At 61.3% G+C, this 13706-nt stretch carries 11 protein-coding genes and 1 pseudogene; 8 read left to right on the top strand and 4 right to left on the bottom strand.

Annotated features, from left to right (window positions below; translation table 11 throughout):
• The first annotated feature begins 5 nt into the window (after positions 1-5).
• The 4 genes from NKI66_RS26380 to NKI66_RS26365 all read left to right on the top strand — a co-directional run bounded on the left by NKI66_RS26380 (position 6) and on the right by NKI66_RS26365 (position 3693).
• On the top strand, positions 6-1154 hold the full coding sequence (locus NKI66_RS26380) for a glycosyltransferase family 4 protein (RefSeq protein ID WP_032908815.1): 1149 nt from the start codon (positions 6-8) through the stop codon (positions 1152-1154).
• 8 nt (positions 1155-1162) lie between these two features.
• Positions 1163-2137, top strand: a complete 975-nt coding sequence (locus tag NKI66_RS26375) for a GNAT family N-acetyltransferase (RefSeq protein WP_032908818.1) — start codon at positions 1163-1165, stop codon at positions 2135-2137.
• 3 nt (positions 2138-2140) lie between these two features.
• Positions 2141-3055: a class I SAM-dependent methyltransferase gene (locus NKI66_RS26370; RefSeq protein ID WP_031212594.1), complete on the top strand. Its 915-nt coding sequence runs from the start codon at positions 2141-2143 to the stop codon at positions 3053-3055.
• A gap of 461 nt (positions 3056-3516) precedes the next feature.
• Complete coding sequence (locus NKI66_RS26365) at positions 3517-3693, top strand: hypothetical protein (RefSeq protein WP_023809490.1); 177 nt, start codon at positions 3517-3519, stop codon at positions 3691-3693.
• Here NKI66_RS26365 and NKI66_RS26360 read toward each other — a convergent pair whose 3' ends face one another.
• The gene (locus NKI66_RS26360; RefSeq protein WP_023809491.1) at positions 3694-4257 is read right to left on the bottom strand and encodes a sigma-70 family RNA polymerase sigma factor; all 564 of its coding nucleotides are present in this window, start codon (positions 4255-4257) and stop codon (positions 3694-3696) included. It lies immediately after the preceding gene.
• Positions 4258-4548: 291 nt separating this feature from the next.
• On the opposite strand from NKI66_RS26360, the gene katE reads away from it, so the two are divergent.
• Entirely contained in the window at positions 4549-6660 is a 2112-nt protein-coding gene (katE, locus tag NKI66_RS26355; RefSeq protein ID WP_352675224.1) for a catalase, read from the top strand.
• A 72-nt stretch (positions 6661-6732) separates the two neighbouring features.
• Here katE and NKI66_RS26350 read toward each other — a convergent pair whose 3' ends face one another.
• From NKI66_RS26350 to NKI66_RS26340, 3 genes are all read right to left on the bottom strand, one after another.
• Entirely contained in the window at positions 6733-7227 is a 495-nt protein-coding gene (locus tag NKI66_RS26350) for a hypothetical protein (protein WP_352441950.1), read from the bottom strand.
• Positions 7228-7314: 87 nt separating this feature from the next.
• Positions 7315-8607 carry an Nramp family divalent metal transporter gene (locus NKI66_RS26345; protein ID WP_128303878.1) on the bottom strand — a complete coding sequence of 431 codons (1293 nt, stop codon included), beginning with the start codon at positions 8605-8607 and terminating at the stop codon, positions 7315-7317.
• A gap of 330 nt (positions 8608-8937) precedes the next feature.
• Positions 8938-9528 carry a LysE family translocator gene (locus NKI66_RS26340; protein WP_352753481.1) on the bottom strand — a complete coding sequence of 197 codons (591 nt, stop codon included), beginning with the start codon at positions 9526-9528 and terminating at the stop codon, positions 8938-8940.
• A 224-nt stretch (positions 9529-9752) separates the two neighbouring features.
• On the opposite strand from NKI66_RS26340, the gene NKI66_RS26335 reads away from it, so the two are divergent.
• The 3 genes and pseudogenes from NKI66_RS26335 (at position 9753) to NKI66_RS26325 (ending at position 13600) form a co-directional block, all read left to right on the top strand.
• A complete protein-coding gene (locus tag NKI66_RS26335; RefSeq protein WP_352753478.1) occupies positions 9753-10763 on the top strand; it encodes an ATP-dependent DNA ligase in 1011 nt (336 codons plus the stop codon).
• A gap of 106 nt (positions 10764-10869) precedes the next feature.
• Positions 10870-12623: pseudogene (locus NKI66_RS26330) on the top strand (thiamine pyrophosphate-dependent enzyme).
• A gap of 95 nt (positions 12624-12718) precedes the next feature.
• Entirely contained in the window at positions 12719-13600 is an 882-nt protein-coding gene (locus NKI66_RS26325; protein ID WP_352441946.1) for a cytochrome c oxidase assembly protein, read from the top strand.
• Positions 13601-13706: the final 106 nt, after the last annotated feature.

Below are 13706 nucleotides of genomic sequence, written 5' to 3'. Positions count from 1 at the left end.
ATGTCATGGTGCCTATGCATCAGATGCCGGGCTCCGCGACGCCGTTGACAGGTGGAGATGCGGCGCAGGGCAACGAGACGCGACCGGCCGCGACGCTCACCGTCCTCAATGTCGCCTACCCTCTCGCACCCGTCGGCCCCGACGCTGTCGGCGGTGCCGAACAGGTTCTGTCGATGCTCGATCGGGCACTGGTTCAGGCCGGTCATCGATCTATCGTCATTGGCTGCCGAGGCTCCAGAACGAGCGGCACGCTTGTGGAAATACCGGCCGAAAACGGCGTACTCGACGAGGCGGCGAAGAGCCGCGCCCAACAGGCCCATCGCGACGCGATCGCGGCTGCCCGCGCCCGATGGCCCATCGACGTGGTTCATCTGCACGGCATTGATTTCGACGCTTATCTGCCCGACGATGGTCCGACCTTGGTGACCCTCCACCTGCCATTGGATTGGTATCCGGCCGCGGCATTGCGCCCGACGCGCGGTGACCTCTGGCTCCATGCGGTCTCGACCAGCCAGCAGAAAACCGCGCCATCAGGCGCCAGGCTGGCGGCGCCGATTCCAAACGGCGTTGACATCGAAGCACTGACCCTGCTGCAGCCGAAGCGCGACTTTGCCCTTGTTCTAAGCCGGGTTTGCCCGGAAAAGGGCGTCCACCTGGCGCTCGACGCAGCCAAACAGGCAGATGTGCCGCTGGTCATCGGCGGCAAGGTCTATCCCTATGAAACGCATACGCGGTACTTTCGCGATGAGGTCCAATCTCGCCTCGATGGCCGCCGCCGCTTCCTTGGCCCGCTCGGCTTCACCGCCAAGCGACGCATTCTCAACGCAGCGCGCTGTCTGGTCATTCCGAGCCTCGCAGCCGAGACCAGCTCGCTTGTGGCCATGGAGGCCCTCGCCTGCGGTACCCCGGTAGTCGCCTTTCCAAATGGTGCGCTTCCCGATGTCATAGAGCACGGCAGGACGGGCTTTCTCGTCGACACGGTCGATGAGATGGCCCAAGCCATTCTTGCGGCGTCCAGCTTGGATGCCGAGACATGCAGGGCCGAAGCGCGACGGCGGTTTTCGCTGGAACGGATGATCTCGTCTTACATGGACGCCTATCAGGCGCTGGCACAGCTTGGCAGTGGTCGCCGGCGCTTCGCCGCGGTGCCGTGAGTAAAGCTGTGCTGCGCAGCGAAATCATCGGTGACCTCGCACAATTCGACGCCTTGACGCCGCACTGGTGGAAACTGTGGCAGCAGAGTCCCTCGGCGACGCCGTTTCAATCTCCCGCCTGGCTGGTGCCATGGTGGCACGCATTCGCACCCGGTGAACTGGCGACGGTCGCGGTATGGCGCGGCGGCGATCTGGTCGGGCTGGCGCCGCTCTATCTTGAGCATGGGACCGCCGGTTCGAAGCTGCTTCCGGTCGGCATTTCGCTCAGCGACTACCTGGACATTCTGGCTGTCCCTGGGATCGAAGCCGAGGTCGTCGCCATTGTCGCCGAGTCGATCCTCTCGATCGGGTGGGTGCAATGGATCTTGTCGGACTTGCCGCAGGACAGCGTCGCCCTTGCGATGACGCATCCCGAGATGGATTGGCCGACCGCCCATGCCGCCTGCCCCGTGCTCGCCCTCGCCGGCGACGAAACGCTTGCAGGCTGCGTCCCCGCAAGACGCAGACGCCAGTTGCGTCGGGCGCGTCAAGCCGCATCAAGATGCGGCCGGATCGCGCTGTCGTCGGCGAGCGGCAGTCCGCAAACCTTCCTCGATCAATTGATCCGCCTGCACAATATGCGCTGGGCCGAACAAGGAGGCGGTGTGTTGGCCAACGCCGCCGTCGAGCAATTCCATCGGCTCTCACTTCCCGTGCTCGATGCTCACGGTCTGGTGCGATGCTGGCTGTTCGCGATCGATGGCGGGACCGTCGGCGCCTATTACGGATTTCACCACCGCGGCCGTGCCTATGCGTACCTCGGTGGCTTCGACCCTGCTTATGCCGAGGAGAGCCCAGGCGCGATCCTGATTGGCCACGCAATCGCGGAAGCGATCCGCGAAGATGCGCGCGAGTTCGATTTCCTGCGCGGCCAGGAGGCCTATAAATATGGCTGGGGCGCCGTCGACAGGTGGACGACGCGCAGGATCTGGACGCGGAGTTGATGCATGAGTGTAACCGCACCGAAAGCCGCCCAGCGCCCGACATCGGTCAGGCTGGCGGTTGAAGACTGCGTGGCTGATGGCATTTGCGCCGAAGGCGTTCTCGTCAGACTGGCGCTCCACCTGCCGCCCACAATTGGAGCGGCGGAATTGGCGGAGGTCGTGCTGAAGGTCCAGCCGGCGGATGCCGGCGACGCAGCAAGGCTGCGAAAGGTCGCCGGACTGCTGCGCTGCAAGCCAGACGTCTTCGCCATGTTGCAGGCAACGGGTGGCGCCGTTCGGCATGAGCGCGATGAGGATGAGACGAATGTCGCTGTCGTCAGGCGGCTGGCCTCCAGCTTCGATGCCGCGGCAGCGATTTCGGGAGCCGCGAGTGTCCAACTGGCATCCCTCGGCGATGAGGCAAGGCTCACAGCCACGACCAACGAAATCGTTGCATGGCTGGAATCGCGAGAATTCACCGGAAGGGAACGGAGCATCCTCGACATCGGTTGCGGCATCGGCCGTTTCGAGCGTGCGCTGTGCAAATCCTTCAAGCGGATGGTCGGCATCGACATATCGCCGCGGATGATCTCCATCGCCTCCGAGCAATGCGCCGCGCTCGGCAATGTCGAGTTGCGACAAACCTCCGGTCTCGATCTGTCCGAATTCGCCGATGCCAGTTTCGATTGCGTGCTGGCGGTGGACAGCTTTCCCTATCTGGTTCTGGCCGGCATGGCTGATCGGCATTTCGACGAAATTGCGCGCGTTCTGAAACGGCCGGGCTGGCTCGCCTTGCTGAACTATTCCTATCGCGGATCACTTCTCTCAGACCGCGATGACATCGGCCGTCTGGCGCAAGCTCATCAATTGCGGGTCCTCATCGACGGCGAGAAGCCGTTTCGGTCGTGGGATGGCGACGCCTTTCTGCTCGCTGGGTGAAGCGGAACATTACAGCGCGATGCCAGTTCGGACGTCGAACAACGGGCACCGACGAGTGTCCCCGATTCGAAGGAGGATATCATGGCATCCGGCGGTAAAAAACATTTCGGCCGCAGCAGCCAGGCAAGAGTGCCGACGCCGGCGCGGTGACCTCACCGGAGAAGGACGAGATCGAAGAAAACGCGGTCTTGTCGAATCGCGACAAGAAGCAGCATGGCCAGGAGCGCGGGCAGGACGGCAATCGGATCAAGTCCGATCAATATCCGGGTCACGCCGCTGACCGATTGCCTAAGGACTGAACGCTACCGCAGCGCGTCCATGGCCCGCGGCGACGAAGGAGCAGCAAGGAAATAAACCTGTGCAAGGGGCCGCTGGTGAGCTTCTTGGCGGTGGACACCGCCTTGTAATGCAAGGCGCTTACCACCACACTAGGATCAAGGGACCGCTATCAAGAGAATGTGATGTCTCGTTCGAGCGACGATACCGCGGATCCGCATGTCGAGATGGCTGTGGATCAGGAGATTGCTTCCCTGCTGGCCGCCATAGAGCAGGAAAAAATTCCAGATCGCCTGACCGAGCTGGCGATCGAATTGCAAAACGCGCTCGTCGAGAAACGTCGACGCGACGTGAAGAACTGACTATCTGCGGCCGTCGACCTCGACATCGAGCTGACCATCCGACAGCTGGTTTCGTCTTTCCATCAATGTCTGCAGCGAACTCTCCCCCAGGAATTCAAGGATGTTGGCGCGCGCACGGTTCAGGCGGCTTTTGACCGTCCCGACCGCGCAACCGCATATGTCGGCGGTTTCCTCGTAGCTCACTCCCAAAACGCCGATCAGCATCAGGACCTCGCGTTGGTGTTCAGGCAGCCTTTGAATGGCGCCGTGAACTTCCCTGCTCTGAACCGTCCATTCCTGGGTAGCTTCCGAAATTGGCCTCGAAGACGCGCAATCGAGCAGGCCGGGCGCCTCCCGGGCAGCGATCTTGACCCGGGTGTAATAAGTGTTGCGCATGATGGTGAAGAGCCACGACTTCATGCGCGTACCGGGTTCGAACTTGTCGATGTTGGCGAGACCCTTGGTCAGTGTCTCCTGCACGAGATCGTCGGCGTCGTCGGGGACGCGGCAGAAGGTGCGCGCGAATGCCCGCAGGGCAGGTATCAGGTCAACGATGGAAACTTCACTGGTTTCCTGGTCGGCCAAAAGGCAGCCTCCGGATGACAATGGTCCAGCTCCCAGAAGAAAGAGTGTGTGAACGCAGCCCCAGCTAAATGCATGGAAGTTTGGTTCGTTCCTCGTGCTGGAGACAACTCTTCATAAATTCTGCGCAGGCGGAGATATCTGTCATCCGATCGGCGCGCACCATCGCCGCAGCAGTCACGGCTCCTCCGACAGCGGTGTCTCCAGCGTCCATTTTTTACGGGAACAAAGCCGCTCACCGGCAGTTTGATGGCTTGACCACTTCAACCTTCCGGTATCGATCGAGGACCTGTCATGGCCAAATCCGCTCGCCCCTCCGCTCGCCAATCGGCAAGTGGACTGGATCAGAATAGCGCGCGCGGAAATGGCGGCGAGTTGCACCAGATCGCGGGGGACGAAACGCCTGCCCTTACGACGGCGCTCGGAACGCCTGTCTCCGACGACCAAAACACATTGCGGATCGGTGAGCGCGGACCGTCGCTGATCGAGGACTTTCACTTTCGCGAGAAGATTTTCCACTTCGACCACGAACGCATCCCGGAAAGGGTCGTTCATGCCCGCGGCTACGGTGCGCATGGTTTTTTCGAGACCTACGAGTCACTTGCCAAATACACACGTGCCGACATTTTCCAGCGAGTTGGTGAAAAGACGCCGGCATTCGTTCGTTTCTCGACGGTTGCCGGCAACAAGGGCTCGTTCGATCTCGCCCGCGACGTGCGCGGCTTCGCGGTCAAGCTCTACACCAAGGAAGGCAATTGGGACCTGGTCGGCAACAACATCCCGGTCTTCTTCATCCAGGACGCCATCAAGTTTCCCGATCTGATCCACGCCGCCAAACAGGAGCCCGACCGCGCCTTTCCGCAGGCACAGACGGCGCACGACAATTTCTGGGACTTCATCAGCCTGATGCCGGAATCGATGCACATGGTGATGTGGATCATGTCGGATCGCGCGATCCCGCGTTCCTTCCGCTTCATGCAAGGCTTTGGTGTGCACACGTTCCGCCTGGTCAACGCGAAGGACGAATCCACCTTCGTCAAGTTCATCTGGAAACCCAAGCTCGGCATGCAATCGGTGGTCTGGAACGAGGCGGTCAAGATCAACGGCGCCGATCCCGACTTTCATCGCCGCGATCTGTGGGACGCCATACAGGCCGGCAATTTCCCGGAATGGGAGTTGACGATGCAACTGTTCGATCAGGCGTTTGCCGACAGTTTCGACTTCGATATCCTGGATGCAACGAAGATCATTCCCGAAGAGGTCCTCGAACCAATTCCGGTCGGTCGGCTGGTGCTCGACCGGATGCCGGATAATTTCTTCGCCGAGACCGAGCAGGTGGCGTTCATGACGCAGAATGTGCCGCCCGGAATCGATTTTTCCAACGATCCGCTTCTGCAAGGCCGCAACTTCTCTTATCTCGATACCCAATTGAAACGGCTGGGCAGCCCGAACTTTACCCATCTGCCGATCAACGCGCCGAAATGCCCGTTCGCCCATTTTCAACAGGACGGGCACATGGCCATGCGCAACCCGGCCGGTCGCGCCAATTATGAGCCGAACTCATGGGGACTGGGACCGCGCGAGGATCCGCAGCGTGGCTTCCGTTCTTTCGCCGACGCCGAAGAAGGGCAGAAAGTACGTCTGCGCGCGGAGAGCTTCGCCGATCACTACAGCCAGGCCCGGCAATTCTTCAACAGCCAGACACCACCGGAGCAGCGTCACATCGCGATGGCGCTGACCTTTGAACTGAGCAAGGTCCAGGCACCGGCGATCCGCGAGCGGATGGTTTCGCATTTGTTGAACATCGATGAAACGCTGGCGACCACCGTAGCCGACAAGCTCGGCATCCGTGACATGCCCGAACCTGCCGAAGCCGCCGTTCCGCCGCGCGACGACTTGCCGCCGTCGCCGGCGCTCAGCATCATCCAAAACGGGCCCGACAGTTTCGAAGGCCGCAAAGTCGGTGTCATGCTCAGCGATGGAGCCGATATCGCGCTGTTCGAGGAACTTCGTTCCGCCATCGAAGCGGAAGGCGCGGTGATGGAGGTGATTGCGCCCAAGGTGGGCGGCGTCGAAGCCGCCGACGGTACTCACATCGAGGCAAGGCACATGATCGACGGCGGTCCATCCGTATTGTTCGACGCGGTGGTGCTGCTCCTCTCCGAGGCGGGCGCCGAGCTGCTGGTCAAGGAGGCCGCTGCGAAGGATTTCGTGTCTGATGCGTTTGCGCACTGCAAGTTCATCGGCTTCACCACAGGGGCCGAGCCGCTCCTGATCAAAGCAGGCGTCGCTCCCGATGCCGATGAGGGGTTGACGCGGCTGGATTCGGCGGCTTCGGTAACTGCGTTTGTGCAGTCATGCCGCAAACTGCGGCTCTGGGCGCGGGAGGCGGCTGTCAAGCTTTGATGCGATGGCGCCAGCTGTTTCGTTAGCGTGTGCGCGGGCCTTGGTTGCCGCCAAACCAGCCGGCACCGCGATCTACGAGCGGCCTTCCTTGCTGGACGCTTGTTGCCGCTGCTTTTCCAGGATCTCGTCGGTCCCGACCAGCTTCTTTGCTCCGCCTGAAATGGTCGTGGACACCACCGAGGGTGGATCGCTCGCCGGAAAGGAATCCTCCAACCCCGCCTGCAGTTGGTCCTCGAGCGTCTGTGGTTCTTCGGAACGGCCGGGCGTTCTGCGCGTGTCTATCTTCTCAAGTGCCTGTTTCTTTTTTGGCGAATCGTTGGCGTTCCGGACCAGGGCGTAAAGCTGCTCGATCGCGAATTCCTTGATCGATTCGAAATCGGCCCGATCGTCCTTTGCTGCCTCGATTTGATCAACCATGGCTTTCTCGAAGCGGTCGAGGCTGTCGGCTCCGCAGGCATGGGAAAGGCGCAACAAGGCCTCGTTCAGCATCAACGGAGCGAAATGTGCTGAAGCTTCAAGCCTGAGTTGCCTTAAACGATCCGGAGTGGCGGCCTGCAACTTTGACATGGACAACCTCATTTCTCCCACAAACGTCTCAACGACATTTGACCGCCGATGTTCCACCATGCCTGAACATCCTTCCCACCCGGCGAGCTACAGGAACCAGCTTGCTACCAACCCCGCCGACGCCGCAAGAATCGCCAGGATCGTCACCCCACCCAGGATGTTCGTGCTTGTGCTGTTGACCTTGTCACCCATGATCTTGCGGTTGTTGGTCATGATGAGAAGGAGAAGCAGCAGCGGCGGCGTTGAAAATCCTTGCACGATGCCGGACCAGACCAGAGCTTTCATCGGGTTGAAGCCGAAGAAATTGAGGCCCACCGCCACCAGCGTTATGACCCCGATCACGATGTAGAATTTGGGAGCCTGCCGGGGTTTGGCATGCAAGCTATTCTTCCATCCCATCGCCTGAGCGAAATCGAAAGCGGCGCCAGCGGTCATGATCGGCACGGCCAGAAAGCCGACGCCAATTATACCGGCCGCAAAGAGAATGCCGGCAGCGTCGCCGGCAAGCGGCCGCAGCGCTTCGGCCGCCTGTGCCGCTGTCTCGATCTGCGTCTGCCCGGCCTTGTAGAGCGTCGACCCTGTCGAAAGGATGATGAAATACATGATCAGATTGGAAAACGTCATGCCGATTAGGATATCGCGGCGGGATCGGCGCAGCTCGCCCTCGGTGGCGCCTTTGCGCTCTTCGAGGCTCGTTCGACCCTTGGCGATCTCCTCCTCCACCTCCTGATTGGACTGCCACGTGTAAAGGTATGCGGAGAGCGTGGTCCCGACGATGGCGACGAGGATGGACAGGTATTCGCGGCTGAACTCGATTTTTGGCAATAGCGTGCCACGCAGAACGGAGGCGGCATCCGGTTTGGCAAGCACCGCGGAGACCACATAGGCAAGCAGAGCCAGAGCCAGCCACCGGAACACATTTCGGATCAATTTATACGATCCGAACACCTGCAGGGCAAAAATGACGACCGCAACGACAATGACGACCAAGGGAGCAGGCAGAGGAACGAACAGCACGATGGCCGCCGACATGGCGCCAAGGTCGGCGGCTGCCTCGATCGTGTTGCCAATCAGTACGCCCACCAGCACAGACCATAGCAGCCAACGCGGATAGAAGTCCGATATGACCTTGAAGAGCCCGCGACCCGAAACCTGGCCAAGTTTGGATGAAAGGTAGACGACGAGATACATCATCGGCAGCGTGACAGGTGCCGTCCACAGCAGGTCGGGGCCGAACCGGGCTCCGGCGCTCGCGTAGGTACCGATGGCCGAGCAGTCGTCATCGGCCGCGCCGGTGATCAAACCAAGCCCGAGAGCCCGAACGACGCCACCTTTTTTTTGCTCGCTTGCCCTTTGGCCCTCTTCAGGTGGCTTGTTCATTGAAGCGCGTCTTTACCGGGGCCACGCAAGAAATCATGACGAACATTCCAATCGGATGCCGATGAAGCAGCCGTTTCAAGCTGCATTGAGATCAAGTTCGAACCTCTGGTCAGGCTTTTTGTTCCTGGACACAGTCCCGGCCCGCGACGGCGTTTCATCCCATGCGGGTTCTTTCGGCGGAGCCGAACATCCAAGCGAATGCTCCGTCCCCTGAAGAAGAGAATGCTTGTCTCGAAGCCTGTCATTCAGGCGACGTGGCACAAAATTATTCTTTGAAGGAATCCAGCGGCGCCAAAGTCGAGTGTGCGGCCCGGCCGTTCATCCGCTTCGTCAGCGGCTCGTACCGCCGCCGATCACCATGCGCACGCCGAGGCCGATGATGAGACAGCCGGCGAGCCGCTGCTGCCAAAGCCTTGCGCGGGGGTGCCGCATGACCCATGCGCCGGCCGCGCCCGATGCCAAGGCGTAGGCTCCCAGCACCAGCACACCGGTTATCTTCTGTGTTGCGCCAAGCAGCACCAGCTGCAAGGTGACGGAGCCCCCATGCGGATCGACAAATTGCGGCAAGAACGCAACCATGAACATCAAAGGCCAGGGATTGCTCAGATTGGCGATCATTCCTTCCCGGGCGGCGGCGAGCGGCCGCAGCGCCTTGATGTCACCCGCGGGAATGGTTGCCGAGGCTGAAAACAGCAGCCGGATACCCAGCCACACAATGTAGGCCGCCCCGGCCCATCGAAGCAGATTGAACGCCAGCGGCGAGGCGTGGACAAGCGAGGACAGGCCAAATGCAATCAGCGGAAGCTGCACCAGTCCGGCGCCCAGCGTCATGCCGAGTACCGTGAACAGCGCCACGCCGCGCCCCTGTCCGATGCCGCGTGCCATCACCAGCATGCTGTCGGGGCCTGGCGGCATCTGCATCAGAATGACGGTTCCGACAAAAGCTATCCACAATGAGGGATCGATGGGACATCTCCGCTCGCGTTGCCGATGACATCAAAGCGGCCAGCCGTCCTCCGGGTTCCGCGGCAAACGAAAATGTCCCATCGCGAAGAACCAGGCAGAACCGTCAGATGGAACGCGGTGCCAGTCCCGGAAGTTGAAAAGCCGAAGCCGTTCCTAAACCGGTTTTGGAGGCCTGACCCGTGCATGAACCGATAAACGCCTTCCCGCTCCCGCTGGACACTCCTCCGATGGAGGCCAGGCTTGCCGATGAAATCCCCAAGGACGGGAACCGCTGGCAGTACGAGCCCAAATGGGACGGATTTCGCTGCCTGGCTTTCAAGAGCGACAACGCCGTTGACCTGCGCGCCAAATCCGGCAAGCCGCTCGGCCGCTATTTTCCAGAAATCACGGAGATTTTGCGTGACCTCAAGCGCGGGCACTTCGTCATCGACGGCGAGATTGTCATTGAGGTTGACGGTGAGCTTTCCTTCGAAGCGCTGCAGATGCGCCTTCACCCAGCACAAAGCAGAATCCGCAAACTGAGTTCGCAGACGCCTGCCAGTCTGATCCTCTTCGACATGCTTGCCAGGCCGGGCGGCGAGGTCATCACGGGCAAGCCACTTGTGGAAAGGCGGCGAGCGATCGAGGACTTCGTGACCTCCTCGAACAGTCCAGATCTTCGCCTGTCGAAGTGCGCTTATGATGCAGCCACGGCGGCTCGATGGCTAAACGGCGCTGGCCATGCATCGACCGACGGCATCGTGGCCAAAGTGCTCGATGAGCATTATCTGTGCGGCGAACGTGCGATGGTGAAGGTAAAGCCGAGGCGCACCGCCGATTGCGTTGTCGGCGGTTTCCGCTATCTCGCGGACAGTCGTGAGGTCGGCTCGCTGCTCCTCGGCCTCTACAATGACGACGGCAAGCTCGATCACGTCGGCTTCACGTCGACCATCGCCAGGACCGACAGAGGAGCGCTCACGCGCCGGCTGGAAGGGCTGCGGTCAGAGCCCGGATTCACCGGCAAGGCGCCCGGCGGCCCGAGCCGCTGGAGCACGGAGCGCAGCGGACAATGGGAACCCTTGGAACCTGAACTGGTGGTGGAGGTCCGCTTCGACCACGTTACCGGCAATCGGTTTCGCCACGGCACCAAACTGCTGCGCTGGCGCCCCGACAAGGCGCCACGGCAATGCACGTTCGAGCAGATCGAATAGACCGCTCCGGGGAGATCGCTTCCAGAAACCTGTCACGATTTATTGTGACGAAGGAACCAACTCGGGATTCACCGGTTCGGACACCATCCGCCGGAGCTACCCTGACATGCCAAATGCAGCAGAAATTCTCATCGATACGCTCGTCGCCTGGGACGTGGAGGTGGTGTTCGGCTTGCCGGGAGACGGCATAAACGGCGTCATGGAAGCGTTGCGGCGCGGCGCGACAAGATTGCCTTCGTTCAGGTCCGGCATGAAGAATCGGCTGCCTTCATGGCATGTGCGTATGCCAAGTGGACAGGTAAGCTGGGCGTGTGCCTTGCGACGTCCGGTCCCGGCGGAACACATCTTCTGACCGGCCTCTATGACGCCAAGCTCGACCAGGCTCCGGTGCTGGCGATTACGGGCATGCAGTTCCACGATCTGATCGAGACGTTCACGCAACAGGATGTCGATCTGACGCGCGTGTTCAATGATGTCTCCGTTTATAACGCCCATGTTGCCGATGCCGCGCATATGGAAAACGTCGCCAGCCTTGCCTGCCGAACCGCGCTGGCGCGCAAGGGCGTCGCACATCTTTCGATTGCCAGCGACATCCAGGAGCAGGAGCGCGATCCGTCGAAGCGCTCCAAGCGCAATCGCCCGGCGCACACGCCGCAGGATATGTTCGCCGCTCACAGCGTACCGCTGGACGTTGAGCTCGACAAAGCCGCCGACATTCTCAATGACGCTTCGCGGGTTGCGATCCTGGCCGGACGCGGCGCCATCGGCGCGGCCGCCGAACTCGAACACACGGCGCGCCTGCTGCAGGCGCCTGTCGCGAAGGCCTTGCTGGGCAAGGCGGTGCTGCCGGACGACCATCCCTACACCACCGGCGGGATCGGCATTCTTGGAACCCTGGCTTCGCAAGAGGCGATGGAGAGCTGTGACGCGGTGCTGATTGTCGGTTCGACCTTTCCCTATATCGAATACTACCCGCAGCCCGGGCAGGCCCGTGGCGTCCAGATCGACTGCGATGCGCAGCGGATCGGCTTGCGCTTTCCAGTCGAAGCCGGCCTTGTCGGCGACGCGGCCGAGACATTGCGCGCGCTCAACCAACGTCTGACGCAGAAGCCCTCCGATGAGTTCCTGCACCGTTCCCAAGAGACCATGAGAAAATGGCGCGAGATGATGCGGCAGTCGGAAGACATGCAGGCGCAACCCTTGAAGCCACAGGCGATTGCCCGGGCGTTCGGACAACGGTTGGCCGACGACACGGTGCTGGCCACGGATTCCGGTCAGAACACGGAACTGGCCGCCCGCCATGTCGATCTTCGCAGCGGCCAGGCATTTGGGGTGTCCGGATCGCTGGCGTCGATGGCTTGCGGTCTCGCCTACGCCATCGCTGCCGGCATAGCATTCCCCGGTCGCCCGATTGCCGCCATCGTCGGCGATGGCGGCTTTGCCATGCAGCTCGGCGAATTCTCGACGGCGGTGCGCTACAAGATCCCGCTGAAGGTTCTGGTGATCAAGAACAACATGCTCAATCAGATCGCCTGGGAGCAGATGATGTTTCTGGGGAATCCGCAATTCGGCTGCGAATTGCAGCCGATCGATTTTGCCATGGCGGCGGAAGCAATGGGCGCCAAGGGTTTTCGCATCGAGCGGACCGATCAGATCGAGACGGTTCTCGACCAGGCTTTCGCCACGGAAGGCCCTGTCGTGATCGAAGCGCTGGTCGATGCCTATGAGCCGCTGATGCCGCCCAAAATGCCGGCAGACTATGCCAAGAACTTCCGCCAGGCCCTGCCGCGAACACCGGGACACGAACGCATAGAAGAAAATATCGCCCGGGAGCCGGCGAAATCGATGATGGACGCCTAGAGGCGGCGCAAGGAGGTGGGAACAGCGCGCCTCCTTGGCTTCATTCTGGATCTTTCCAGATGAACCGGTGCTCTTCCGGGTGACGGATGCGGATCATGAGCTTCGACGCGCTTTTTTCGACCTCCATCTGCTACGGTAACGGCGCTCCGCAGGCCGGTTGGACTCTGGCGCTCCCCATCACATTGCCACTGGCGGCAATCCTTTTGCTGTATGTTGCCGGCGCCAACCGACTGTGGCGACGGAGCGGACGCGGACGTCGCTTGCGATCACGGCAGGCCTTCCAGTTTGCTGCCGGCTGGGCCGTCCTGGCGTTCGCCCTTGTAAGCCCGATCCATGCGTTGGGCGAACATGTGTTTGCGGCGCACATGATCGAGCATGAATTGCTGATGGTGGTCGCAGCGCCTCTGCTGGTTACCTCCCGCCCGACAGCGGCGATGATGTGGGCACTGCCGGTACAACTGCGCCAGATATTCGGAGCGGCCGGACATGCAAATACGCTTCGGGCGATCTGGGCGTTCATCAGCCGCCCTGTGGTCGCGACCGTCCTGCACGGAGCCGCGATATGGATTTGGCATCTCCCGGCGCTGTTCGAGGCTGCCCTCCAGCAGGGTTTCCTGCACTATGCCCAGCACGCGAGCTTCCTCGGCACCGGGCTTTTGTTCTGGTGGGTGCTGCTGCCTCGCCCTGGCCGCGAGCACGCTCGCGGCAATGCGGTGATGCATCTCTTCTTCACCTCGCTCCACACCGGGCTGCTCGGGGCTTTGCTCGTTGTCTCGCCAAAGCTGTGGTATCCGGCCAACGCCGTCGGCTCGGATCTGTGGGGGCTCAGCCCGCTCGAGGACCAGCAACTTGCAGGCTTGATCATGTGGATTCCCGCTGGCCTGATCTATGGCGGAGCCGCACTGCTCTTGGTCGCTTTCTGGATTCAAACGAGCAGTCGGCGGCATCAGGCTCCCCAGGAGTTGCGCATCGTCTAACCCGCACCGCTTCACGTCGGTTTTCGCCGGGGCGGTGTTGCCAAGCATCCTTTTTCAGTCAGCTGCGTTATGGCCTTGGCAACGATGGTGGATCCTTCATGGCGAG

The sequence above is a fragment of the Mesorhizobium sp. M0518 genome (assembly GCF_040321125.1).
In the GTDB taxonomy this organism is placed as follows: domain Bacteria; phylum Pseudomonadota; class Alphaproteobacteria; order Rhizobiales; family Rhizobiaceae; genus Mesorhizobium.
The sequence above is the reverse complement of the archived record's forward strand: the minus strand, read 5'-3'. Positions and strand labels throughout refer to the sequence as shown.

What these genes read in the sequence shown, in the direction of transcription:
- NKI66_RS26325 (WP_352441946.1), top strand. Translation starts at nt 12,719, where the DNA reads ATGAGCTTCGACGCGCTTTTTTCGACCTCCATCTGCTACGGTAACGGC.
- katE (WP_352675224.1), top strand. Translation starts at nt 4,549, where the DNA reads ATGGCCAAATCCGCTCGCCCCTCCGCTCGCCAATCGGCAAGTGGACTG.
- NKI66_RS26340 (WP_352753481.1), bottom strand. Translation starts at nt 9,528, where the DNA reads ATGCAGATGCCGCCAGGCCCCGACAGCATGCTGGTGATGGCACGCGGC.
- NKI66_RS26380 (WP_032908815.1), top strand. Translation starts at nt 6, where the DNA reads ATGGTGCCTATGCATCAGATGCCGGGCTCCGCGACGCCGTTGACAGGT.
- NKI66_RS26365 (WP_023809490.1), top strand. Translation starts at nt 3,517, where the DNA reads ATGTCTCGTTCGAGCGACGATACCGCGGATCCGCATGTCGAGATGGCT.
- NKI66_RS26370 (WP_031212594.1), top strand. Translation starts at nt 2,141, where the DNA reads ATGAGTGTAACCGCACCGAAAGCCGCCCAGCGCCCGACATCGGTCAGG.
- NKI66_RS26350 (WP_352441950.1), bottom strand. Translation starts at nt 7,227, where the DNA reads ATGTCAAAGTTGCAGGCCGCCACTCCGGATCGTTTAAGGCAACTCAGG.
- NKI66_RS26345 (WP_128303878.1), bottom strand. Translation starts at nt 8,607, where the DNA reads ATGAACAAGCCACCTGAAGAGGGCCAAAGGGCAAGCGAGCAAAAAAAA.